Genomic DNA, 23,598 nt, shown 5'->3' on the forward strand with positions numbered 1-23,598 from the left:
GGTGATCCACTCCAGATCGGCGCTGTGGGGGTATCCGAGCGTCCGGATGCCCCCACATCGGCGACCTCGAGTCGATCCGAGGAGCACACGGATGCCGTACTAGAGCCGTCGGGTTGGTGGGCGCAGCGTCCAGGACAGCAGCGCCAGCCCGGCGACCATGGCAGGTGGGATGAGAGCGGTGGCCGATTGACGCGTGGCGACGTTTGAGGCGGCAGCACCGATCATGTTGATCAGGATGCCAGCGTAGGCCCATTCCTTCAGCCGTGGCAGGCGGGGCGCGAGCACCACCACCCCGGCGATGAGCTTCGCGGTTCCCAGGATGGTGGCCAGGTAGCCGGGATACCCGAGGTCGATCATCGCCGGGTAGAACGGCGGCATGTGGAGCAGGTCCATCGTGCCGCCGATGGCACACTCGGCGACGATGGCTGCGGTGGTGACCCAATAGGCGCTGGCCCGGCCAAGACCTCGGGCGGTGGTGGGTGCCGTGGTCATGACTGCTGCTCCCGGGCAGTGCCGGCGGCAGCGTCGTCGTCGGTCCGGCGGGCCACGTCTGACGGCGGGGCGGGCAGGGCGCGGACCCGGCCCTTCGTCCCGGCCCGCTGGGCCAGCTCGCAGAAGCCGTCTGATCCGATGCCCAGGCCGATGTTGGTCATGTTGTTGAGGTGCTCGCTGGCCACCAGCCAGACGATGTCGCAGACCTCGCGCTCGGTGTAGTGGCGGGTGAGCCGGGCGAACGTGGTGGGCTCGACCTTCTTGTCGCGGGTGAGCTCGGTTGCGTAGTCCAGGGCCGCGCGCTGGGCATCGGTGAACAGCGGGCTGGTCTGGTACTCCGGCAGCGCGTCCAGCCGCGCCAGGTCGTCGGGCGTCTTGGTCATGACGTACCACCTGGCCGCGTCCATGCAGAACATGCACATGTTGGTACTCGCCACCTGCTCGCGGATGAGCAGCGCGGTCTGCGACGCAAGCCGGAGTTTCCGGTCCAGTCTCGGTAGCTTGCCGTAGAAGGACCCGAACGCGAGGGGCATGCGAGGGGGCAGCACCTTGATCGGGGTCATCACCTTGCCGAACTGGCGGCGGCTGACGGCATACACCATCTTCATGATCGGGCCCCGCGGCTTGTCGATCGGGGGCAGGTACGGTGCCATTGCTGGCCTCCTCTGACGTCAATCCACCTCTGCCGACGCGACGGCGGGCATGGCCTGAAACGGCCGGGACTGGTCCGATTGGTATTGACCACGACGGTCCGGTGATCCGCCGCTCAGCGATCCCGCCCGATCACCCCGGGCCGGCGCGAGGCGGGCGAGATGAACCCGCTCGTAGCGTTGCCCGACCGGCCCATGGTCCGTGCGCTTCTCGCCGACCGCGACCCCAGGAAACAGCTGTCAGGTTTGGCCGGCCTCGTCCGCGGCATCATGTCCAGGGCCGAGCCTGTTCACCGGATTCTCGTCAGTGCGGCGGGCACCGATCCCGATGCCGCCGCACTGCTCGCCGAGCTGACGCGGCAGAGGCAACACGGCCACGCGCAGTTCGCGCGGTCCCTCGCGCGCACCGGCGCCCTACAGCCGACACTGCGCGAACGCGACGCCGACGACATCATCAACGCGCTCACGTCCCCGGAGGTCTACCGCCTGCTCGTCAGCGACCGAGGCTGGTCTCCGCAGCGGTACGAACAATGGCTGACGGAAATCCTCATCGGCCAACTGCTACCTGCGCCGGCGGACACGTCGACCGCACCCAGCACCGTCGACTGACCGAACTCGCCCACACCCACCGGCTGCCGATTCACGCCGGCCTGCAACGCGGCACTCATGTCTACTGCCGCGCGGCGGTCCACATCGACTCGGGTTCCCGGAGGCCGCGGTATCCCGCTCAGCCGGACGCCCCGGCTTCACGGAACCCGAGTCGATCATGGATGGTGGGCCGTGATGGTGGTCCGAGTGACGGTGGGCACCGGTATGTGGCAATCGGTCCGGGCGCTCTGTTTGATCTAGCCATTTGCATCTAGCGATGCTCCGCGCGGCTGTCGTAGGGTTCCGTCAGCACCCCGAAAGTTGTTCACAAACGGTAGCTATGCCCTAATTTGTGCTGCGGGTTGAACGGCGAGGGCGATGGATCAATCGACAGGAAACCTTACGGCTGAAGACCCCGGATGGGTGGACGACATCCTGTTCTCCGGCCATCCGACCGATGTTTGTCTCCGCCTGCCGGAATCGATCGACCGGGTCACCCTGCACCGGCTGGTGACCGCCGCGCAGGACCGGCTCATCGCTGCCGGCCTGCGCCCCGGTGGCGCCGCTGCGCTACGACTGCCGCCGTCGCTGGCGTACGTGGTGAACCTGCTGGCCACCTGGCGCACTGGCGCACAGGCGATCCTGCTCGACCACCGGCTGACCGACCACGAGGTGGATCGGGCCCTGGCCCGGCTCACCCCGCAGGTGGTGATCGCGCCGCTGCGGACCTCCGGCGGCGCGCTGAAGGTCTTCGTCGACGTCACCGAGAGCATCACCCGCTACGCCGACCGGCCGGCGGTCAGCGGGCACGCCGTGATCCAGCTCAGCTCCGGTTCCACAGGACCGTCCAAGGTGATCGGCCGTACGGCCACCGACCTGGTCGCCGAGGTGGGTCGCTACACGCGCATCGACGGCGTGCCGCTGCCCGGCGAGCGCATCATCCTGCTGCCCTCCATGGTGCACGTGCTCGGGCTCGTCGGCGGCCTGCTCTACGGCCTGCACGCCGGGGTCGAGCTGGTGCCGCCACAGCGGCTCAGCGGCGACGCCGTGCTGGCCGCGATCGCCGCCGACCCGACACCGGCCACCGTGCTGGGTGTGCCGTTCCACATCGGTCTGCTCGCCTCCACGCGGCCGTCCGACCCCCTGCCGCAGTTGCGGCGGATGACCACCGGCGGCGAACTCGTGCCGGCCGCCGTGGCCCAGGCGTTCACCGACCGGTACGGGGTGCCGCTGGGCAACATGTACGGGATGACCGAGGTCGGGGTGATCGGCACCGACCTGCACGGAGCGCACCGGCCGTCGATCGCCCCGGCGCCCGGCATCGAGGTCCGCGAGTCCGGCGGCGAGCTGTGGGTGTCCTGCCCGGCGTCGCCGTACGTCGGGCTGAGCGACCCGACCCGCTGGGCCGACGGCTGGCTGCACACCCGCGACGCCGGCACCGTCGACGCCGAATCCGGCCTGGTCACCGTGCGCGGCCGGCTCGACTCGCAGGTCTCGGTGGGCGGAATGAAGGTCGACCTCACCGAGGTCGAGGCCACCGTCGCCGAGCTGCCCGGCGTGGCCGCCGCCGTGGTGGTGTGGGACGACGGCATCACCGCGTACGTCCAGCCGGACGGCCCGCTGTCGGAGGAGATGCTCGACAAGCTCCTCGCCGAGCGGTTGGCCGGCTACAAGCGGCCCCGGGTGCTGCGTCTGCTCGATGCGTTGCCCCGCACCACCACCGGCAAGCTGGTCCGTTCGACCGGCGCGCTGCGGTCGGCGACGTCGTGACCGGCCCGCTGCACCACCTCGACGTCGACGTCGACGCCCGCCTCGGCGCGTACCGCGACGGCCAGGACGAGACCGCCACCCAGCTCCGGATGACCGACCCGCAGGGGTTCGCGGCCGGGCACCGGGCGCAGCGGCAGCCCGGGCCCGACCGGTGGGGGCATCTCCCGGAGCAGTCCGCCGGCGCGCAGCCCCAGGCCGAGCGCCTTGCCGACCGCCTCCTTGGCGGTCCACAGCCGCAGGAACTCCGCCGCCCGGCCGACCTCGGGTCGACCGGCCAGCCAGGCCAGCTCGTCCGCCGAGAACCAGCGGCGGGCCAGCGCGAGCGCGGGCAGCGGACGGATCTCCTCCACGTCCACGCCGACCGGGCCGGCCGCACGGGCCGCGACCACCACGACCTGACCGGCCCGGCTGACGCTGACCGGCAGCTCGACGGGCCCCGGGTCCGCCAGAGCGGCGACCCGTACGACCGGGTTGCCGGCGGGGCCGTGTGCCAGCACCACCTCCGCCTCGGCGCGGCCGAGCAGCGCCGCGCCCGCCCGCCGCAGCAACCGCACGGCGGGACCCGGCCGACCGCCGGTGTCCCGACCGACCCACACGTACGCGGTGTCCCGATCGGACACCGTCAGTTGGCCCACGCAGAGAGGGTATCCATGAGAGCCGAGGTCCGTGCCTTCGTCGTCGAGCAGCTCGCCGACATGAACTACGACGTCGAGGGGCTCGACGACGACACCACGCTCGGCCCGTCCGGCGTCGACCTGGAGTCGCTGGCCCTGGCCGACCTGTCCGTCCGCGTCGAGGACCGCTACGGCGTGACGTTCGCCGACGACGAGTCGGAGAAGCTGGCCCTCATGACGGTCGGCGAGTTCACCACAATGGTCGCCGACCGTGTCGCCGAGGCGACGAGCGACAACGCCTGATGTCCGGTCAGCCCGACCTGGGGCGAGCTGACCTGCTGACCATGCTCGCCGAACTCACCGCGAAACCCGCCGCCGAGGTCCCCGACCGGATCGGCTCGATGGAACTCGCCTGGCTCGTGCACCTCATCGAGCAGCGCTACGAGCGTCGGCTCGATCTCACCGACGACGACCTGGCCGGCATCCGTACCGTCGACGACGCCCTGGTGGTCTTCCGGGCGTCGCTGGCCGCTACCGCAGATGGCTGAGCCACCCGTCGCCCAGCTCACCGGTGTGCACGCGGTCAGCGCCCTCGGTCGGGGCGCCGACGCGCAGCTCGCCGGCGTCCTGGCCGGCGAGCCGGCGTTCGGCCCGGTACGCCGCTTCGACACCACCGCCCGCCGGGTCGCCGTGGCCGCCACCCTGCCCGACGTCGGCACCCTCGCCGACGAGCTGGCCGCGGCGATCGACGCGGCCTGCGCGGCGGCCGGCCTGACCGACGTACGACGGGCGGGGTGCGCGTTGCTGCTCGCCGTGCACGGCGGCCCGCCCGGCCCGTCCGCGCTGGCGGCTCGGCTCGCCGAGGGCGGCGGACTGTCCGGTCCGACCCGCGTCTACACCAGCGCCTGCGTGTCGGCGAGCACGGCGGTGGCCGACGCCGCCACGCTGATCGCCCGGGGCGACCTGGACCGGGCGGTCGTGGCCGCCGGCTACCTCGTCGAACCGGACCAGTTCGCGCTCTTCGACGCCGGCCGGGCTCTCTCCGACGACGGGGCGGTACGCCCGTTCAGCGCCGGCCGACGTGGGTTGCTGCTCGGCGACGGGGTGGCCGCGGTGGTGCTCGAGTCCAGCGCGGTGGCCCGTCGACGCGACGGTGAGCCGGTGGCCACCGTGGTCGGTTGGGGGCGGGCCGGGGACGCGTTCCACCCCTGCCAGCCGGACCCGTCCGGCACCGGGCTGGCGCACGCGGTACGCGCCGCGCTGCGCCGGGCCGGGCTGCCACCGCAGGCCGTCGGCTACGTCAACGCCAACGCCACCGGCACCGCGCAGAGCGACGCCGCCGAGGCGGCAGCGCTGCGCCGGGCCCTCGACGGGTACGCCGGGCAGGTGCCGGTCAGCTCCACCAAGGCGCTGCACGGGCACGCGTTGGAGGCGTCCGGGCTGCTCGAACTGGTGGTCACCGCGCTGGCGCTGCGCCACGGCGAACTGCCCGTCAACGCCGGCTGGCGCGGCCCGGACGAGGCGTGCCCCCTGGATGTCATCACGGACCGTCCACGCAGGACAACCGCGACCCACGCCCTGACCCTCAACGCCGCCTTCGGTGGCGCCAACACCGCCCTCCTGGTCGGCACCCCGTGACCACCCCGACCTCCCCGCGATCGTGCACCTTCCGTCCCGACGAATCCCAGGAAGCACGCGAAACGACTACCGAAATCGCACGATCGCGGCAGGCGGGGGTGCGGGAGCTCGCCCGGGCTCGCTGGCCCGAGGACGGGGACGGGGACGTGCCGGGAGTTCCGGGGTTCGTGTTCTCGGGGTTCGCGCCGGTGGTGGTGGCCGTTGCCGAGCGGTGCCTGCGCCGACGGTACGGGACGGGGCCGGTGCCCACCGGGACGCGGACGGCGATCGTGCTGGTCACCGCCAGCGGCGACCGGGCCAGCGCGGAGCATGTGCGGGCCACGGTCGAGGCCGGAGGACGGGTCGGCCCGCTGTTCTTCTACCAGTCCGTGCCCAACAGCGTCGCCGGGCACCTCGCGGCCCGCTGGGGGCTGCGCGGCCCGGTGGTCTGCCTCAGCCCGACCGGCGACCCGTACGCCGACGGCACCGCCGAGGCGACCCTGCTGCGCGACGACGGCGACGCCGACGAGGTGTTGCTGGTCCTGATCGAACAGGCGCCCGACACGTCCACCGAGGCGGTCGCGGTGCTGCTGGGGGGAGGAGCACGACCATGAGGACACCGGGACTGCGCGGCGCGTTGGCCGCCGACACCGAGCTGGGCGCGGGCAACATGCTGGCCCGGGTGCTGGCGCACGGCGCCGACCCGGACGGGCCCGGCCTGACCTTCGACACCGCCGTCGACGGGCACCCGGCGCAGGCGCCGCTCACGCTGGGCCAGCTCGACGAGCGGGTCGCCGCCCGCGCCGCCTGGCTGCACGAGCGCGGGGTACGCCCCCGCGACCCGGTCGCCGTCTGGGCCACCGCCGCCGCCGACATGGTGCTGAGCTTCCTGGCACTGGCCCGGCTCGGGGCGATCCCGGCGCTGATGAACGGCAAGCTCCGCCCGGAGATCGCCGCCGAGTACATCCGCCGGCTGCGCGGCGTCGGTGTGCTCGCCGACGACGCGCACACCGCGCTGCTGGCCGGGCACGACCTGGGCGTACCGCTGCTGGGCACGCCCGCGCAGGCAGGCGCGGGCGACCCGGCCGCGGCCCCGGCGCACTACCGGCACCACCCCGACGACCCGATCGTGATCACCCACACCTCCGGGACGACCGGGGTGCCCAAGGCGGTGCTGCACTCGCACGCCAGCCTCTTCGCCGCCACCCGGCACCTGCTCACCATGCCGCAGGCGCAGGGCACCCGCCGGATCCTCAACGCGCTGCCCGCACCGCACACCGCCACCGTGCTGATGGTCAACCAGGCGCTGGGCAACCGCGCGGAGATGTTCCTCCTGTCCGAGCAGGGCGGCGAGCGGGTGCTCGACGCCATCCAGCGCTGGCGCCCCGACGGGGTGTTCGGTTTCTCGGTCACCTGGGCCGAGCTGGCCCGCTTCGACCTGTCCGGGTACGACCTGGACTCGGTGCGGCTGTGGTTCAACACCGGCGACTGCTCGCACGAGCCGCACATCCGCCGGCTGGTCGCGACCGGCTGGCGGGACACCGTCACCCGCGACGGCGTGGCCCGGGTGCCCGGCTCGGTCTTCATCGACGGGTTGGGCTCCAGCGAGATGGGGCACTCCATGTTCCACGTCACCCACCGCGCCGACACCGACCGGTACGGCCGCTGCATCGGCCGGCCGTACGAGTTCGCCCGGGTCGCGGTGCTCGACGCCGAGGGCGAGCCGGCGCCGGTCGGCGAGGTGGGTTTCCTGGGCGTCGACTCGCCGTCGCTGTTCCGGGGCTACTGGAACGACTCGGTCACCACCTACCGGTTCCGCCAGCGCGGCTGGTACCTCACCGGTGACCTGGTCCGGGCCGACGCCGACGGCCGCTACTACCACCTGGACCGGGCCGTCGACTCGGTCGACGCCGGAGACGGCCGGCGGTTCTTCACCGCCCTGTCCGAGGAGAAGATCCTCGCCACCTGCCCGGACGTCACCGACTGCACTGTGGTGATCGTCGCAGAGGCCGGCGGTGTGGCCACCGACGTGCTGCTGGAGTTGGCGGCCGGGGCCGACGAGGCCGAGGACCGCACCGAACGGGTCCGCGCCGCGCTCGGCGCGGACGTCGGCGCCACGCTGCGCCGGGTGGTGCCGGTGCGCTCGGACGACATCCCGGTCACCGTGACCGGCAAGGTCCGCAAGGTGGCCCTGCGCGAGCGCTACCTGAGCGAGGCGTCGTCGTGAGCGGGCGATCCGGAGCGCCGTCGTGACGGCCTTGATCACCGGGATGGGTCTGTTCACCCCGGTCGGGCGGGGCGTCGAGGAGACCTTCGACGCGCTGACCACCGGCCGTTCCGGGCTGACCCGGCCGCCCGACGGTCATCCGGCGCGGGGGTCGCTGGACGTCGCCGGTCTGCTGCCGGACATCGACCCGCGCAGCGTCGTGTCCGGGCCGGAGAGCCGCGTGCTGGACCGGATCGTGGTGCTCGCCCTGCTCGCCGCCGCCGACGCGCTCGCCGACGCCGGCATCGAGGTGGGCCGCGACGTCGATGAGTCCCGGATCGGCGTGATCGTCGGCGGGGTCGGCGGGATGGCCACCCTGGAGACCCAGGTGCTCGCCCGCGCCGCCCGGGGCCGCGCGGCGGTCAGCCCGTACCTGCTCACCGGCATCCTGCCGAACATGCCGGCGGCGCGGATCGCCATCGCGCACGGCATCCGGGGCTACAGCTCGTCGGTCGGCACGGCCTGCGCGTCCGGCGCGCAGGCGGTCGCCGACGCGGTCCGGTTGATCCGGGCGGGGGAGGCCGACGTGGTGGTCTGCGGGGCCAGCGAGGCGCCGCTCTTCCCCACCTTCGCCGACACCTTCGGCAACGCGCGGGCGCTGGCCCGCGCCGGGGACGACCCGTCCCGGGCGAGCCGGCCGTTCGACACGTCCCGCTCCGGGTTCGTGCTGGCCGAGGGCGCGGCGCTGCTGGTGCTCGAACGTGCCGAGCACGCCGCCGCACGCGGCGCCACCGGGTACGCCGAGGTGGCCGGCTACGGCGCGACCACCGACGCGTACCACCCGACCGCCCCGCGCCCCGACGGCGCCGGCGCGGCCGCGTGCATCCGTGGCGCGCTGCGCAGCTCGGGCGTGCCCGCTGCCGCGGTCGGCTACGTCAACGCGCACGGCACCGGCACGAAGCTCGGCGACATCGCCGAGGCCACCGCCCTCGCGGACGTCTTCGGCGACGGCGGCGTGCCGGTCAGCTCCACCAAGGCGCTCACCGGCCACCTGCTCGGCGCCTCCGGGGTGCTGGAGGCCGCGGCGACCGCGCTGGCGCTCGGTCGGGGGCTGCTGCCACCGACGTACCACCTCGACGACCCGGACCCGGCCTGCCCGGCGGACCACATCCGTGGCACCCCCCGCAAGGCCGACCCGGAGTACGCGCTGACCAACTCGTTCGGGTTCGGCGGCCAGAACGTGAGCCTGCTGCTCGCGCGGGTCGCCGAGCCGAGGAGGTGAGCGACGCGGCATCCCGGACGGGGGCGTCCGGACGGCAACGCGGGGGGAAGCATGGGGAAGGGCACTGAACATGGACATCCGTGGGATCGACCACATCGAACTCTACGTAGGTGACGCCCGGCAGGCGGCCTTCTACTTCAGCACCGCCGTCGGTTTTCAGATCTGCGGCCAGGGTGGCCCGGAGACCGGCCTGGCCGGGCAGCGCTCACTGCTGCTCTGCCACGGCGACATCCGCCTGCTGCTCACCTCCGGGCTGAGCGCCGAGCATCCGGCGGCCCGGTACGTGCAGCGCCACGGCGACGGCATCGCGGTCGTCGCGGTCGAGGTCGGCGACGTCGCCGAGGCGTACGCCGAGCTGGTGGGCCGGGGCGCGACCGGCGTGACCCCACCGACCACGCTGACCGGCGCGGACGCCGAGGTGGTGACCGCCGAGGTGGAGGGCTTCGCCGACGTGCGGCACCGCCTGGTGCAGCGCCGGGGGAGCCGGGCCGACTTCCTGCCCGGCGTGATCACGCCGACGCCGTTCACGGCGGAGGAGGGAAAGCCGGTCCTCGCCGAGGTCGACCACCTGGCGGTCTGCGTGCCGTCCGGCGAGCTGGACGAGACGGTCCGGCACTTCGAGGGGCTGTTCGACTTCGCGCAGATCTTCGAGGAGCACATCGAGGTCGACGGGCAGGGGATGAACTCCAAGGTGGTGCAGAGCCCGTCCGGGCAGGTCACCGTGGTGCTGCTGGAGCCCGACCGGGCCCGCCGGCCGGGGCAGATCGACGCGTTCCTCGACCAGCACGCCGGTGGGGGAGTGCAGCACCTGGGGCTGCGTACCGACGACATCGTCGCCGCCGTGGAGTCGCTGGGCCGGCGCGGGGTCCGCTTCGCCGGCACCCCCGCCAGCTACTACGACGCCCTGGAGGCGCGGGTCGGTCGGGTGGACGCCCCGCTGGAACGACTGCGCGAGCTGGGAGTGCTGGTCGACTCCGATCACGGCGGGCAGCTGTTGCAGATCTTCGCCGAGTCGATGCACGTGCGCCGCACGCTGTTCCTGGAGCTGATCGAGCGGCGGGGCGCGAGCGGCTTCGGCAGCGGCAACATCAAGGCGCTGTACGAGGCCAAGGAGCGGGAACTGGCCGCCGCGGCGGCGACACCACAGGGGGTGGGGGCATGACCGCGACCGAGTACGAACCGACGCTGACCGCCCAGGAGAGGGCGCTGCTGCCCTCCGACGACGACGTGCGGCACTACGCCGAGCACGGCTGGTACCTGTCGAAGAAGCTGTTCACCGACGACGAGGTGGACGCGCTCGCCGCCGCCGCGCAGCGCTACTACGACGGCGAACGCGACCGCCGGCTGCCGGTGCGCCCACCGAAGCTCGCCTACTGGGAGCCCGCCAAGGGGCCGGTGCAGCGGCACAACGACTACGTCCACCACGAGCACGACGGCCTCGGCGCGATCCTGCGTAAACCGCTGATCGGCGCGGTCGCCGCCCGGCTCGCCGAGGCCGACGAGATCCGCGTCTTCCAGTCCACGCTGATCTACAAGCCGCCGATCTCCGGCGAGCCGAGCAACATCGTGCCGTGGCACTTCGACAAGCACTACTGGGCGTCGTCGTCGTCGGAGAAGATGCTCACCGCGTTCATCCCCTTCCACGACTGCGGCCAGGAGATGGGCACCATCACCATGGTCGACGGCTCGCACCGGTGGTCCGAGATCGGCGCCGACGACACAGTCGTGCGGCACTTCGCCGACCGCGACCGCGGCCAGCTGGAGGAGATGCTGGCCGAGAACGCCGCACACAACGGCGCCGAGATCCGCAAGATCCCGATGGTGATCCCCAAGGGACACGTGAGCTTCCACCACTGCCGCACCTACCACGGCAGTGGCCCCAACGTCAGCGGTCGCCCCCGACAGGCGATCTCGCTGCACCTGCAGGACGGCGACAACGCCTGGCGGGCGTACCCGCTCTCCGACGGCTCGCTCGCCGCGTACAACCACGACGTGCTGGTCCGCCGCACCCACGACGGGCGGCCGGACTACGCGGACCCCGACTACTGCCCGGTCATCTGGCGCCACCGCGCCCAGCAGGGAGGCTGACATGTCACGGTACGACTGGGGTAGGACGCACCCGGGCATCGAACGGCTGGAACAGGCGGTGACCGAGCGACGCGACGCCGTGGTCAAGCACCCGCTCTACGCCAACCTCGACACCCACGAGGCGCTGGTCACCTTCATGGAGCACCACGTCTTCGCGGTCTGGGACTTCATGTCGCTGCTCAAGTCGTTGCAGCGGCAGTTGACCTGCGTGACCGTCCCCTGGATTCCGACCGGCCCGACCGGCAGCCGCCGCCTCATCAACGACATCGTCATGGTGGAGGAGAGCGACGAGCTGGGCGAGGGCTACATCAGTCACTTCGAGCTGTACGTGCGGGGAATGGCCGAGGCCGGCGCGGACACCACCGCCATGAACGCCCTCGTCGACCTGCTGCGCGCCGGCCGGCCGGTGACCGACGCGCTCGCCGAGGCGGGGGCGCCGGCCGCGTCCGCGCGGTTCGCCGCGACCACCTGGCACATCATCGAGTCCACCCCGGTGCACTGTCAGGCGGCGGCCTTCGCGTTCGGCCGGGAGGACCTGATCCCGGACATGTTCACGCAGGTCGTCGCGGTCAACGAGCGCAGCAACCGGCTGCACACCTTCGTCGACTACCTGGAACGGCACATCGAGGTCGACGGCGAGCAGCACACCCCGATGGCCATGCAGATGCTCGCCGACCTGTGCGGCGACGACGACACGAAGTGGCAGGAGTGCGCCGACACGGTCAACACCGCCCTGGCCGCCCGCGCCCGGCTCTGGGACGACATCCTCGCAGCGGTCAAGGGGCCGGCGTGACCGACGCCGACCCGGTCCGGCTCTACCGCACGGTCCGGCTGATCCGCCGGTTCGAACAGCGTGCGGTGGAGCTGGTCCACGGCGGGCAGATCGTCGGCGGCATCCACCCGTACCTCGGTCAGGAGGGGATCGCCGCCGGCGTCTGCGCCGCGCTCGGGGCCGACGACGTGCTCGCCGGCACCCACCGTGGGCACGGGCACGTGCTGGCCCGCGGCGCCGACCCGGCCCGGATGCTCGCCGAGCTGTGCGGCCGGCTGACCGGCCTCAACGCCGGGCGGGGCGGCTCGATGCACGCCGCCGACCTCAGCATCGGCGTGCTCGGCGCGAACGCCATCGTCGGCGCCTCCGGCGGAATCATCACGGGCGCGGTGTGGGCCCGCCGACGGCAGGGCCGCGACACCGTCGGGGTGAGCTTCTTCGGCGACGGCGCGGTCAACGAGGGGATGCTGCTGGAGGCGTTCAACCTGGCCGCGCTGTGGCGGGTGCCGGTGCTGTTCGTCTGCGAGAACAACGGCTACGCCACCACCATGCCGGTCGCCGGCGCGGTGGCCGGCAGCATCGCCGGCCGCGCCGCCGCCTTCGGCATCCGGGCCGTCGAGGTCGACGGCCAGGACCCGGAGGCGGTACGCGACGCGTCGGCCGCCGCTGTCGACCGGATGCGCGCCGGCGGCGGCCCCGAGCTGATCGAGGCCCGGACCTACCGCTTCGACGCCCACCACACCTTCGAACACGCGGTACGCCTCGACTACCGCCCGCCCGACGAGGTGAGCCGGGGCAGGGCCCGGGACCCGGTGCGCATCCAGGGCGAACGGCTCTCCGACGCCGAGCGCGCGGCCGTGGACGCCGAGGTCGAGGCGACCCTCGACGCGGCGGTGCGCTTCGCCCTGGACAGCCCGCACCCCGACCCGGCCGACGCGTTGACCTACCTGTACGCCAGCGGCCTGACCGCCCGCACCGGAGGTGGCTGAATGACCGTGCGCACCGGAGGTGGCTGAGGTGCCCCGACTGTCGTACCGCCGGGCGTTGACCCGGGCGCTGGCCGACGAGCTGACCCGCGACGAGGCGGTGTTCCTGCTCGGCGAGGACATCCAGGTCGGCGCGTCGCTGGTGACCACCGGGCTGGCCAAACGGTTCGGCGTCGACCGGGTCCGCGACACCCCGCTGTCCGAGCAGGCGTTCACCAGCTTCGCCACCGGGGCGGCGCTGGCCGGGCTGCGACCGGTGATCGAGTTCCAGATCCCGTCGTTGCTGTTCCTGGTCTTCGAGCAGATCGTCAACCACGCGCACAAGTTCCCGCTGATGACCGGCGGGCAGTGCGCGGTGCCGGTCACCTACCTGGTGCCCGGCTCCGGTTCGCGTACCGGCTGGGCGGGGCAGCACTCCGACCACCCGTACAGCCTCTTCGCCCACGTCGGCGTGGTCACCGTCGTGCCGGCCACCCCGGCCGACGCGTACGGGCTGCTGGTCAGCGCGATCCGGCACGACGACCCGGTGGTGGTGTTCGCCCCGGCCGGGGCGATGGACAGGCGCGACGACGTGTCCGATCTGGAGCCGGTGCCGCTGGGCCGGGGCCGCATCCACCGCTTCGGCGACGACGTGACGGTCGTCGCGGTAGGGCACCTGGTGCACGACGCGCTCGCGGTCGCCGAGGAGGTGGCCGACCAGGTCTCGGTGGAGGTGTTCGACCCGCGCACCCTGTACCCCTTCGACATCGACGGGTTGACCGAGTCGGTGGCCCGCACCGGGCGTCTCGTGGTGCTCGACGACGCCAACCGCTCCTGCGGCATGGCCGCCGAGATCATCGCCTCGGTGGTGGAGCGGGTCCGGCTGCTCGCCCCGCCGCGCCGGGTCACCCGCCCGGACGGCGCGGTGCTGCCGTTCGCCCCCGCCCTGGACCGCGCCGTGCAGCCGTCCCGGGAGCAGCTCGCCACCGCCATCCACCTGACCATGAAGGACTCATAATGATCGACCCGAACTACTCGTGGCCGTCGGCCGACGGGGCCTGGACCGACCTGCCGGAGCCGGCCCGCCGGGCCATGGTGGCCAGCGGCGCGGCCGCCTGGGAACGCGTCTTCCACGGGCGGGCGACCTACAACAAAGAGTGGCGGCTGGCCCGCCCCCCGGTCCTGACCGCCGACGCCTGGCGGGAGTTGAACGAGGTCTGCGACCGGCTGGCCCAACTCATCCTGAACGCCTGCCGGCGGCGGGTGGACACCGCCGGTGAGCTGCGCCGGCTGCTCGGCGTCCCGGCGGGGGAGACCCGACTGCTGGACGAGTCGGAGCCGCTGACCGAGGCGCTGCTGGCCGCGTACCGGCCCGATGTGATCTTCACCGAGGGCGTGCCGAAGTTCGTCGAGTACAACATCGACAGCAGCCTCGGGGGAGGATTCGACGCCGACACCGTCATCCAGCGGTTCGCGCAGCTCTACGCCGAGCACGGCATCCTCGACGAGCTGCCGGTACGCGCCGCGCCGTCGCTGCTGGACCAGCGTTTCGTGGCGATCCGCGAGGAGCTGGGGTTGCCCGACGGCGCCCGGCTGGCGCTGCTGATGGACTTCGACGCCGACTATCCGGGCCTGGACGACCCGGAGACGTTCATCCGCATCCTCAGCCCGCTCGCCGTACGGGCCCGGGACTTCGGCATCGACCTGGTCATCGCGCCCCTGTCCACCGCCACCCTGGCCGCCGACGACCGGCTCGTGGTCGACGGCGCGCCGGTCGACGCGCTGTTCCGCCTCTTCGTGCCCAACCGGGTCACCCCGACCGCCGGCCTGGACGCGGTGGCCGGCGCGCTGGCCGCCGGCACGCTGCCGATGTTCGTGTCGGCGGCGGCCTGGCTGCTCGGCAACAAGACCACCTTCGCCTGGCTGTGGGAGGACGTGGACGCCCTGCCCGCCGACGACCAGACGCTGATCCGCCGGCACGTGCCGTACACGGTGCCGTTGACCGTCGCGGTGCTCGACCGGGCGATCGCCGAGCAGGCCGAGCTGGTGGCGAAACCGGCGGACGGCTCAGCCGGGCACGGTGTGCTGATCGGCCCCGAGCTGAGCCCGACGGACTGGGCCGACGGCCTGCGCGCGGCCGTCGACCGGGGCGGCAACATCCTGCAGCGGTATCTGCCGGCCGACCGGGTGCCGATGGACTTCGTGCAGATCGAGACCGGCGAGACGGTGACGGCCCACGTCCCGTACTCCCTGGCCCCCTACCTGTTCGGCCGCCACGCCTCCGGCGGCCTGGCGAGGGTCGGTTTTCCCGGCGGCGACGGAATCCTCAACCTGGCCCACGGAGTCCTCCTGACGGGAATCCTCCTGTCCGACTGACCCCGACCCCCAACCGGTTGATCATGAAGTTATTGCCCCGACACGCCGTGCCGGACGGCAATAACTTCATGATCACCGTCGCGGTCGGAGGGCGCGGAGGGTTTCGGCTGTCGCTACCGCGTCGCTGCGGGCGCTGCCGTGGCGGCCGTCGGTGCTGTAGAGGGTGGGGTCGGCCGTCAGTGGGTGGTCCGTGAGGTGCACGTGGACCGTTCCCAGGCGTTCGGCCAGCCGCGCCGTGTGCGCGGAGAGGCGTCGCATCCGTTCCCCCAGGCCGGCGCGCACGTGCTCGGGCACGGCCGGGCTGTGCGACACGTCGAACATGCCCACCGTGATCACGTCCGCGCCGGTGTCCCGTAGCGCGCTGATCATCGCGGTCAGCTCGGCGTCCACCGCGTCCGCGTCGTACGCCGGATGAAAGGCGTCGTTGCCGCCGCAGACCACCAGCGCCAGGTCCGGCTCGAAGGCCAGCGCCGGGGCGAGCTGCGCGGCCCGCACCTGGTGCGCGCGCAGCCCGCGCCGACCCAGATTCCGGTACGCCAGCTCGGGGCGGACGGCGGCCAGCTCGGCGGCGACCCGGTCGACCCACTGCACGTCCGGGTAGCCCGGGGTCGGCTCGCACATGCCCTCCACCACGCTGTCGCCGATCGCCACGAACCGCCGCCACGGGTGCCCGCGCAGCAGTTCGCCGGCCTCACCGGGGCGAAGGCAGTACGGATCGGTCGCTTCGTCGAGCGTCGATGGCATGCCGGCACGCTAACCGACCGCCGCCTCCTCGGCCAGGCTGACCTCGGCCAGGTAGACGCACGTACGCCCCTCGTGGGAGGAGTAGTAGCTGACCCAGAGCAGATCGTCGTGCCAGACCAGGCCCGGGTAGCTGGTGTCGCCGCCGGAGGGCAACGCGACCAGTTCGGTCAGCGCGCCGCGCTCCGGGTCGACGGCGCAGATCGCGGTGCGGACGTCGCCGTCGAGCAGCCGTACGCCGGCCAGCAGCCGTCCGTCGGGCAGCCGGAGCAGCGCCGGCCCGCCCACCTGCACCCCCAGGTCGGTCCAGGTCCACTCCCGGTACGGCGGTCGGGCCCGGCCGAGCTGCGCGGTGGCGCTGTCGCCGTCGCGGCGCAGCAGGCAGTGGGCGGTGCCGTCCGGGGCGAAGGCCAGACCCGACTCGTTGGGGTAGCCGCCCTCGAACAGCGTCGGCACCCACTGGCGCAGGTCGACGCCGTCGACGCTGCGGTAGAGCCGGGCGAACCGTGGCCCCCGGGTGGCGTAGCCGACGGCGTACATCGCGTCGTGGTGCCAGGCGGCCCGCCACACCCAGACGCCCGGTTCGCCGACGGAAACCGGGTCGCCCCAGCTGCGCCCGTCCCCGGAGAGCCAGGTCACCGTGTCGAACGTCTTGCTCGTCTCTCCGGTCGCCGCCGCCGCGAACAGTTGCAGGCGTCCGTCGGGCCGGACGACGAACCGCGGATCGCGCAGGTCGACGCCGTCCTGCCGGATGACCGCCGCGGAGTTCCACGCCCGACCGTCCGCCGAGGTCAGCACCCGGATCACGCCGTCACCGGAGAGGTGCGTCCGCGCCTCGCGGAAGGCGCAGAACCACATGCCGGCGTACCGGACGAGGTCGGTGAACGCGCTGTGCGGCGCGCTGTCGCCGATCCGCCGCACGGCGGTGACCTCGGCGGTGCGGCGGTGGGTGGGTGACGACGACGTCATGCGCGGCGGCCTCCTGGCTGCGGAAAGAGCGGTAAATCCCGGGGCCGACGCGCGGCCGGGTCGGCCGTTCTCCGGCCCGACGGGCTCCGGCGCGGCCGCGACGGGCCGACGCTAGCCGCCCCGGCCGACGCCCGCGCGGCCAGCAGAAGAACGGACGACGAACGACGAGGTCCGTTGACCCTGTCGGATCGGCGTCATCGAGGCGGTGGCGTCGGCGCGGTGGGGCGGTGCGCTGGCACGGGTCCGCCACGATGGCGGTGGGCCAGCCGACCTGGGCTGGCGTGCCGGTCGGAGGGAGGTGCCGATGCTCAGCGCCTTTCTGCAGGCCCTGGCGAGCAAGCTGGTCGAGGCGATCCTCGGCAAACTGACCGAGTGGCTCGCGCCGAAGGCGCTGCGGGCCGTACCGCACCGTGCCTCGCCGAACTGTCCACGCTGCGGCGGGTACGGCGTCCGGCGGTGGGCGCCCGGCGGCATGTGGGCGGTGTTCCTGCTGTCGCTGCTGGCCTTCGCGTGGGGCTTCGGGTTCACCCTGCTCGGTGTGCCGCTGGTCGTGCTGGTCGTGGTCGGCGCGGTGCTGTCCGACGGCGTCGGCGCCCTGTGGCCTGCCCTGCTCGCGCCGCTGGGCCTGCTGGTTCCCGGCAGCCTGATGGTCGGGGGAGCGTTCGGGCTGGCCTGGTATCACAGCTACCCGCCGAAGTGGTGTGCCCGCTGCCACGGCCGCTGGCCACGCCGCGACCGCGCCGAGTACCTGCGCTCGGCCCGGGAGTTCACCTGCGGCTGCGGGCAGCGGCTGCGCGTGCCGACAGTCGCCGCCGGGGCGAAGCTGCGCTGCCCGCGCTGCCGGACCGAACACTCCACCCCGGTCCGAACCGGTCCCTGACGAGTCGCCCCGGCCGGGCCCGGTGCGGAGGGGATCAGCGGGACACGGCGTGTTCGGCGAGCAGTTCGGCGAGCACCCGCCGAGCCCAGGCCGCCGTGGCCGGCTCCGGGGCGTCCAGCGTGATGAGCGCCTTCCACAGCGCCCACCCGCGCCCGCGCGCCCAGGTGGCCGTGTCGACGTCGAGCGCGTCGAGGAACGCCGCCCGGGCGGCGCCGCGCAGCAGGGTCCAGGCGATCACCGTGTCGCAGGCGGGGTCGCCGACACCGCAGCAGCCGAAGTCGATGACGGCGGCGAGCCGACCGTCGCGAACCAGCAGGTTGCCCTCCGCGACGTCGCCGTGGAACCAGACCGGCGGCCCGGACCAGGTGGCATCGAGAGCGGCCTGCCAGATGTCGGTGACCACGTCGACGGGCAGCCGGTCGCGGTGCGTCTCGATCGCCGCCCAGGTCTCCGGGTCGTACGTGGACAGCGGACCGCCGCGCCAGGCGCTGTGCGGGCCGGCCGCCGGGGCGTCGGTGGTGTCGACGGCGCGCAGGGCGCACAGGAAGGCGGCGAGGTCGGTGGCGAACCGGGTCGGGTCGTCGATCCGTTCGGGTCGCGCGGTCCGGCCGTCGATCCAGCCGTAGACCGACCACGGGTACGGGTAGCCGGCGCCGGGTCGCCCGTGGGCCAGCGGGGTAGGGATCTCCAGCGGCAGCTGCCCGCCGAGTACCGGCAGCCAGCGCTGCTCCTTGGGGACCTGCAACGCGTAGCCCTCCCCGCTGGGCAGCCGCACGGTCATCTCCGTACCCAGGTGGAAGGTCCGGTTGTCCCAGCCGCCGACCTCGACCGGGCGTACCGGCAGCTCGGCCCACCGGGGGAACTGCTCGGCGACCAGTCGGCGGACCAGGCCCACGTCGATGCGCCGGGCCGTCGTCTCGTCAACGTCCGGCACGTCGGGTGCGGGCTGTGCGCTCATCCGCCCGAGCCTGCGGGCTCCGCCGGCCGCCCGCAACCGATTTGCGCCGACAGTGGAACCGGCCGGGCCAGCGCTCGGGACAGGTGTCCGGGAGGTGCGGGCCTGGCCGTACCTCAACTGCCTCCTTTGCTCTGCTTCAACCGCCGCAACACCGACGCCCCGAAAGTGTTGCGTGGGTGTAAGCAGAGCAAAGGGGGCGCACGAGACGGTTGCGAGCCGCTGGGCAGCAGGGCATCAGGCGGTGGCGGCAGGTGTGGGCCGCGTCGGCGCCTTCGGGTTGGACGCCCTCGCCACCAGCGGGAATGCGGTGACGAGCAGGCACGCCACGGCCATGGCCAGCAGCGCCGGGGTGAGCCCGAGCGCGTCCACCGACCAGCCGCCGAGCAACGCGCCGACCGGCAGGCCGACGAAGGCCAGCGATCCGGCGATGCCGAGCACCCGGGTCTGCAGATCCGCCGGCACCCGCTCGTAGAGCGCCACCCCGAGCAGCGGGTTGACCGCCGCGATGCCGATGCCGGACAGGAACGTCACCACGAGCACGACCGGCAACTCGTCGCTGATCGCCAGGGCGACCAGTCGAGGCGTGCCGGCGACCGTCGCCCCGAGCAGGAACGTCAGCCGGCCGGGCAGCCGGGGACCGAGCGCGGTGAACAGCACGTTGCCCAGCAGCGCGCCCGCCGAGAACGCCGCCAGCACCAGGCCGAGCCCGCTGGGGCCGTGCAGCTCTCGGGCGACCCAGAACGGGATGTAGACGGCCACGCTGGCGTTGGCGACCATGTTCAGCGCCGAGACGACGACCAGCATGCCCAGCAGCGGCCGGTCCCGACCGAGGTAGCCGAACCCGTCGCGCAGCGCGCGCAGGTAGCCGACCGGGGCGGTGGGCTGCGCCGGGGCGGCCGGGGGTCGGACCAGGAGGCCGATCAGCAGGGCGCAGATCGCGAAGCTGACCGCGTCGATGAGGATCGCCTGGCTCACCCCGAACGCGGCGATCAACAGGCCGCCCACGGCGGCGCCGAACAGCGTCACCACCCGGCTCAACCCGTCGTACGCCGAGGTCAGGCGGATCAGCGGCACCCCGGCGGCCTCGGCGACCGGCCGGAACATGACGTGCTTGACCCGGTCCCCGATGCCTCGTAGCGCGCCGGCCACCGCGACCAGCGCCACCAGGGGGGCGAAGCCCAGCCACGGGGTCAACGCGACGACCACCATGGCCACCGCGCTGCCCGCGTCGCACAGGATCGACGTCCGGCGCAGGCCGATCCGGTCCGCCCAGGGCGTGCCCAGGGCACTGGACAGCAGGTACGGCAGCGTCTCGGCGAACGCGACCAGACCCATCTTGGTCGGGCTGCCGGTGGTGACCAGCACCAGCCAGGGGATGGTCACCACCGAGATGCGGGTGCCCAGGTTGGAGACCAGGTCCGCGCTGACCAGGACGACCAGCTGCCGGCGGGGGGTCACGTCCCGACCGCCGCCGCCCGGCGCGCGGCGTACTGCGCGCGCAGCGCCCGCTTGTCCACCTTCACCGACCGGTTCACCGGCAACCGGTCGACGAACTCCACCCCGGCCGGCGCCCACATCTCGTTGAGCTCGGCGGTCACCAGGTCGATCAGCTCCGCCCCGGTGACCGTCGCGCCGGGCGCGGTCACCACGTACGCGTACGGCACCTCGCCCACCGTCTCGTCCGGCACGCCGATCACCGCGGCGGCCCGCACCTGCGGGTGCCCGGCCAGGACGTCCTCGATGGGGCGGCAGAAGATCGCCCAGTTCCGCCGGTGCGTGACGATCATGTCGTGCGCCCGGTCGACCAGATAGAGGAAGCCGTCGCCGTCGAGATGGCCAATGTCGCGGGTGCGGACCCACCCGTCGACGAGCGTCTGCGCGGTCAACTCGGGCTGGCCGTGGTAGCCGGCGAAGCCCAGCTTCGTACGCACCCACACCTCGCCGTCGCGGCCCGGCGGCAGCACCGTGCCGTCGTCGTCGCGGATCTCGATGCGCACGTCGCCGTAGGGCCGCCCGCAGGAGCGCAGCCGCTCCGGGTGCTCCGGATCGTCGGTCAGTCCGGGCAGAGCGGTGATGACCACGGCCTCGCTGAGGCCGTACACGATGCGCAGTACCGGGCCGAAGCGCGCGATGGCCTGGCGCAGCCGGGCGGGCGCGGCGGGCCCGGCGCCCACGTTGAACATGAACATGGCCGAGAAGTCGGCGCCCACCAGCGCCGGATGGTCCAGCAGCTCGTAGAGCATCGGCGGGGTGACGAAGGTCGAGTTGATCCGCTCCCGTTGCACGGTGGCCACGAACGCCGCCGGGTCCCAGTCGTCGCGCAGGTACAGCACCCCGCCGGTGAACAGGTTGAACAGGGTGGTGATCTGCCCGCTGGCCAGCCACATCGGCGAGTGCGACAGGTGCCGCAGCACGGGGAACCCGGCGGCGCGGAAGTCGGCCGCGAGGGTGCGGATCTGGGCGTAGAAGCTCTCGGTGTGGTGCACCAGCTTGGGGGTGCCGGTGGTGCCGCTGGTCTGCAGGAACGACTCCGGCGCGCGGACGGCCGCCGGCAGCGCCAGCGCCGGGTTCGGTTCGGCGTCGGCCGTGAGGTCCGGGCCGGCGCCGCCGGGGCCCAGGCAGCACACCGGTACGCCGGGCAGCGCGGCGGCCAGCTCCGGCCCCAGGCTGGCCGGGTCGCGGGCGTCGTAGACCAGGGCGTCGGGGCGGGCCAGCCGGATGAACTCGTCGACCTCCCGGCGGGCGGTGACCGGGGCGACCCACATCGTCCGGCAGCCGATCAGGTGCAGGGCGAGCTGGAGCAGCGGCCCCTCCACGGCGTTCGCGACGGTCACCAGCACCGCCGAGCCGGGCCGTACGCCGTGCCGGGTCAGCGCCACAGCCATCGCACGCACCAGCGCGGCGGCCTCGGTGTACGTGAAGCGGCGGCCACCGCCGACCAGCGCCTCCCGGTCGCCGAAGTCGGCGAAGAGATCCAGTGCCCTGTCCACGTAGGTCGCGTGCCCGGGTCCGTCAGTCATCCGGCAAACCCCCATCCGAGAAGCGGCGGTCTCCGGGCAGCTCCCGGTGACGTCGCGGGCGGTGGGCGCGCGTTCGGCGACCGCACCGCCGCCGCCTGCGAGCCTAGGCCGGCGAGGGCGCGGCAGGACCGGGCCGAAGGGCGATCCGGCAGGCCCGGTGGACATTTGATCGCGTCGATCAGGTTGATTGACGCCCGTCATCGGCGGCGGCTAGGTTTCTGGACCATCGTCCAGGCGGGAGCCGTCAGCGGACGGCCCTGGGCTGCCACACGATGGAGGTTCAATGTCGACCCCGAAGAGATGGCATGTCATCGCCGCGGCCGCGGCGCTGCTGGTCACGGCAACACCCGCCGTCGTCGCCAGCGCCGGCGGATCCCCGACCGCCGCGGCCCGGCCGGACCGGGGCGAGTGGGCGGGCAGTTGGGCCGCCGCGGTCACCCGGGGCAACTCGGTCGGCCTGACCAACACCGGCCTGAACAACCAGAGCGTCCGGATGGTCGTACACGTCTCCGTGGGTGGCCCGGCCCTGCGCGTACGGCTGAGCAACCTCTACGGCGAGCAGGCGGTCCGGGTGGGCCGCGCCACCGTCGCCCGGCCGAACACCGCGACCGTCGACGACGTCTCCGACATCGACCCGGCCTCGCTGCGCGCGCTGACGTTCACCGGCGCCGCCTCGGCCACCATGAACCGGGGCGCCGAGCTGCTCAGCGACCCCCTGACCTTCACCGTCGCGGACGACAGCGACCTGGTGGTCACCCTGCACTTCCCGACGCCGACCGGGCCGACCACCTTCCACGGGCAGTCCCAGCAGACCAACTTCATCGGCGCCGGCGACCTGACCGGGGCCGCCGACGGCGGCGGGTTCACCATCCGACCCACCTGCTGCTGGTTCTTCCTGTCCGGCATCGACGTGCAGCGCAAGGGCAGTCCGGGGGCGCTGGTCGTGCTCAGCGACTCCATCGGCGACGGCAACGGCAGCACGGTCAACGCCAACCGGCGCTGGCCCGACCTGCTCTCCGACCGGCTGCTCGCCGACCGTCCGGATCGGCGCACCCCGGGCGTGCTCAACCTGAGCCTGGCCGGCAACCGCCTCAACCACGAGGGCACCGAGCCGGGCGCCGGCGACTACCCCGGCTACTTCCAGCTCGGCCCGAACGCGGCGGCCCGCCTCAACGAGGACGTCTTTCCCCAGACCGGGGTCCGTACGGTCGTCACGCACCTGGGCATCAACGACATCTGGATGTCCAACGACCCGCCGGAGGCGATCATCGCCACCCTCCGGCAGATCAACCAGCAGCTCCAGCAGCGCGGGCTGACCAGCCTGGTGGCCACGCTGACCCCGTACGAGGGGCACGGCGCCCCGGGTGTGTGGACGCCGGAGAAGGAGGCCACCCGGCAGGCAGTGAACGCGTACCTGCGCGGCAGCCGGGAGTTCGACGGGCTGCTCGACTTCGACCGGGTGCTGCGTGACCCGGCCCGGCCCAGCCAGTTGCTGCCCGCGTACGACTCGGGGGACCACATCCACCCGAACGACGCCGGCAACCAGGCGATGGCCGACGCCGTCCCGTTGCGGCTGTTCAACCTGTGACACCGGCCCGGGGGCGGCGGCC

General features: G+C 73.2%; 24 protein-coding genes. 16 read left to right on the top strand and 8 right to left on the bottom strand.

Annotation, left to right across the window (positions count from 1 at the left end; genetic code table 11):
• Positions 1 to 99: 99 nt before the first annotated feature.
• The gene (locus ACFYPR_RS22820; RefSeq protein WP_387262321.1) at positions 100 to 492 is read right to left on the bottom strand and encodes a DoxX family protein; all 393 of its coding nucleotides are present in this window, start codon (positions 490 to 492) and stop codon (positions 100 to 102) included.
• On the bottom strand, positions 489 to 1,145 hold the full coding sequence (locus ACFYPR_RS22825; protein ID WP_387262323.1) for a carboxymuconolactone decarboxylase family protein: 657 nt from the start codon (positions 1,143 to 1,145) through the stop codon (positions 489 to 491). The genes ACFYPR_RS22820 and ACFYPR_RS22825 overlap by 4 nt, the downstream gene beginning before the upstream one ends.
• A gap of 159 nt (positions 1,146 to 1,304) precedes the next feature.
• Between ACFYPR_RS22825 and ACFYPR_RS22830 the strand changes: the two genes are divergently transcribed.
• Positions 1,305 to 1,751, top strand: coding sequence for a hypothetical protein (locus tag ACFYPR_RS22830; RefSeq protein ID WP_387262325.1), 447 nt, complete (start codon positions 1,305 to 1,307; stop codon positions 1,749 to 1,751).
• Positions 1,752 to 2,108: 357 nt separating this feature from the next.
• Entirely contained in the window at positions 2,109 to 3,500 is a 1,392-nt protein-coding gene (locus ACFYPR_RS22835; protein WP_387262328.1) for a class I adenylate-forming enzyme family protein, read from the top strand.
• Here ACFYPR_RS22835 and ACFYPR_RS22840 read toward each other — a convergent pair.
• Positions 3,398 to 4,120 (bottom strand): 4'-phosphopantetheinyl transferase family protein, encoded by a 723-nt coding sequence (locus ACFYPR_RS22840; RefSeq protein WP_387262467.1) that lies wholly within the window; start codon positions 4,118 to 4,120, stop codon positions 3,398 to 3,400. The two genes, ACFYPR_RS22835 and ACFYPR_RS22840, sit on opposite strands and share 103 nt — an antisense overlap.
• A gap of 30 nt (positions 4,121 to 4,150) precedes the next feature.
• On the opposite strand from ACFYPR_RS22840, the gene ACFYPR_RS22845 reads away from it, so the two are divergent.
• From ACFYPR_RS22845 to ACFYPR_RS22900, 12 genes are all read left to right on the top strand, one after another.
• Positions 4,151 to 4,417: an acyl carrier protein gene (locus ACFYPR_RS22845; RefSeq protein ID WP_354862635.1), complete on the top strand. Its 267-nt coding sequence runs from the start codon at positions 4,151 to 4,153 to the stop codon at positions 4,415 to 4,417.
• Complete coding sequence (locus ACFYPR_RS22850; protein ID WP_354862636.1) at positions 4,417 to 4,662, top strand: acyl carrier protein; 246 nt, start codon at positions 4,417 to 4,419, stop codon at positions 4,660 to 4,662. The genes ACFYPR_RS22845 and ACFYPR_RS22850 overlap by 1 nt, the downstream gene beginning before the upstream one ends.
• Positions 4,655 to 5,752, top strand: a complete 1,098-nt coding sequence (locus tag ACFYPR_RS22855) for a beta-ketoacyl-[acyl-carrier-protein] synthase family protein (RefSeq protein WP_387262330.1) — start codon at positions 4,655 to 4,657, stop codon at positions 5,750 to 5,752. Before ACFYPR_RS22850 ends, ACFYPR_RS22855 begins: the two co-directional genes overlap by 8 nt.
• Before the next feature lie 98 nt (positions 5,753 to 5,850).
• Positions 5,851 to 6,345: a beta-ketoacyl synthase chain length factor gene (locus ACFYPR_RS22860; RefSeq protein ID WP_354860712.1), complete on the top strand. Its 495-nt coding sequence runs from the start codon at positions 5,851 to 5,853 to the stop codon at positions 6,343 to 6,345.
• The gene (locus ACFYPR_RS22865; RefSeq protein WP_387262333.1) at positions 6,342 to 7,958 is read left to right on the top strand and encodes a class I adenylate-forming enzyme family protein; all 1,617 of its coding nucleotides are present in this window, start codon (positions 6,342 to 6,344) and stop codon (positions 7,956 to 7,958) included. The genes ACFYPR_RS22860 and ACFYPR_RS22865 overlap by 4 nt, the downstream gene beginning before the upstream one ends.
• A 22-nt stretch (positions 7,959 to 7,980) precedes the next feature.
• Positions 7,981 to 9,219 carry a beta-ketoacyl-[acyl-carrier-protein] synthase family protein gene (locus tag ACFYPR_RS22870; protein ID WP_387262336.1) on the top strand — a complete coding sequence of 413 codons (1,239 nt, stop codon included), beginning with the start codon at positions 7,981 to 7,983 and terminating at the stop codon, positions 9,217 to 9,219.
• A gap of 70 nt (positions 9,220 to 9,289) precedes the next feature.
• Positions 9,290 to 10,381, top strand: a complete 1,092-nt coding sequence (gene hppD, locus ACFYPR_RS22875; protein ID WP_355137267.1) for a 4-hydroxyphenylpyruvate dioxygenase — start codon at positions 9,290 to 9,292, stop codon at positions 10,379 to 10,381.
• Positions 10,378 to 11,307 carry a phytanoyl-CoA dioxygenase family protein gene (locus ACFYPR_RS22880; protein ID WP_354860705.1) on the top strand — a complete coding sequence of 310 codons (930 nt, stop codon included), beginning with the start codon at positions 10,378 to 10,380 and terminating at the stop codon, positions 11,305 to 11,307. The genes hppD and ACFYPR_RS22880 overlap by 4 nt, the downstream gene beginning before the upstream one ends.
• Position 11,308: 1 nt before the next feature.
• Entirely contained in the window at positions 11,309 to 12,100 is a 792-nt protein-coding gene (locus tag ACFYPR_RS22885; protein ID WP_355137265.1) for a DUF3050 domain-containing protein, read from the top strand.
• Complete coding sequence (locus ACFYPR_RS22890; protein WP_387262340.1) at positions 12,097 to 13,068, top strand: thiamine pyrophosphate-dependent dehydrogenase E1 component subunit alpha; 972 nt, start codon at positions 12,097 to 12,099, stop codon at positions 13,066 to 13,068. The genes ACFYPR_RS22885 and ACFYPR_RS22890 overlap by 4 nt, the downstream gene beginning before the upstream one ends.
• A 28-nt stretch (positions 13,069 to 13,096) precedes the next feature.
• Entirely contained in the window at positions 13,097 to 14,062 is a 966-nt protein-coding gene (locus ACFYPR_RS22895) for an alpha-ketoacid dehydrogenase subunit beta (RefSeq protein WP_387262342.1), read from the top strand.
• A complete protein-coding gene (locus tag ACFYPR_RS22900; protein WP_387262345.1) occupies positions 14,062 to 15,420 on the top strand; it encodes a hypothetical protein in 1,359 nt (452 codons plus the stop codon). The genes ACFYPR_RS22895 and ACFYPR_RS22900 overlap by 1 nt, the downstream gene beginning before the upstream one ends.
• 72 nt (positions 15,421 to 15,492) lie before the next feature.
• On the opposite strand, the gene ACFYPR_RS22905 is transcribed toward ACFYPR_RS22900, so the two are convergent.
• Complete coding sequence (locus ACFYPR_RS22905) at positions 15,493 to 16,164, bottom strand: SGNH/GDSL hydrolase family protein (RefSeq protein ID WP_355067797.1); 672 nt, start codon at positions 16,162 to 16,164, stop codon at positions 15,493 to 15,495.
• Positions 16,165 to 16,173: 9 nt separating this feature from the next.
• Positions 16,174 to 17,130: an exo-alpha-sialidase gene (locus ACFYPR_RS22910; RefSeq protein ID WP_354860697.1), complete on the bottom strand. Its 957-nt coding sequence runs from the start codon at positions 17,128 to 17,130 to the stop codon at positions 16,174 to 16,176.
• Between the two features lie 304 nt (positions 17,131 to 17,434).
• On the opposite strand from ACFYPR_RS22910, the gene ACFYPR_RS22915 reads away from it, so the two are divergent.
• Positions 17,435 to 18,010 carry a hypothetical protein gene (locus tag ACFYPR_RS22915; protein WP_387262349.1) on the top strand — a complete coding sequence of 192 codons (576 nt, stop codon included), beginning with the start codon at positions 17,435 to 17,437 and terminating at the stop codon, positions 18,008 to 18,010.
• A 34-nt stretch (positions 18,011 to 18,044) separates the two neighbouring features.
• Here the strand turns inward: ACFYPR_RS22915 and ACFYPR_RS22920 are convergent, their stop codons facing one another.
• The 3 genes from ACFYPR_RS22920 to ACFYPR_RS22930 form a co-directional block, all read right to left on the bottom strand.
• Positions 18,045 to 18,968 carry an aminoglycoside phosphotransferase family protein gene (locus tag ACFYPR_RS22920; RefSeq protein WP_387262352.1) on the bottom strand — a complete coding sequence of 308 codons (924 nt, stop codon included), beginning with the start codon at positions 18,966 to 18,968 and terminating at the stop codon, positions 18,045 to 18,047.
• 234 nt (positions 18,969 to 19,202) lie between these two features.
• Positions 19,203 to 20,426, bottom strand: a complete 1,224-nt coding sequence (locus ACFYPR_RS22925) for an MFS transporter (protein ID WP_355067801.1) — start codon at positions 20,424 to 20,426, stop codon at positions 19,203 to 19,205.
• The gene (locus tag ACFYPR_RS22930) at positions 20,423 to 21,988 is read right to left on the bottom strand and encodes an AMP-binding protein (RefSeq protein WP_387262355.1); all 1,566 of its coding nucleotides are present in this window, start codon (positions 21,986 to 21,988) and stop codon (positions 20,423 to 20,425) included. The genes ACFYPR_RS22925 and ACFYPR_RS22930 overlap by 4 nt, the downstream gene beginning before the upstream one ends.
• A 310-nt stretch (positions 21,989 to 22,298) precedes the next feature.
• Here ACFYPR_RS22930 and ACFYPR_RS22935 point away from each other — a divergent pair, with 310 nt between their 5' ends.
• Positions 22,299 to 23,576: an SGNH/GDSL hydrolase family protein gene (locus ACFYPR_RS22935; protein ID WP_387262470.1), complete on the top strand. Its 1,278-nt coding sequence runs from the start codon at positions 22,299 to 22,301 to the stop codon at positions 23,574 to 23,576.
• Positions 23,577 to 23,598: the final 22 nt, after the last annotated feature.

This window comes from Micromonospora sp. NPDC005254 (assembly GCF_042872525.1).
In the GTDB taxonomy this organism is placed as follows: domain Bacteria; phylum Actinomycetota; class Actinomycetes; order Mycobacteriales; family Micromonosporaceae; genus Micromonospora.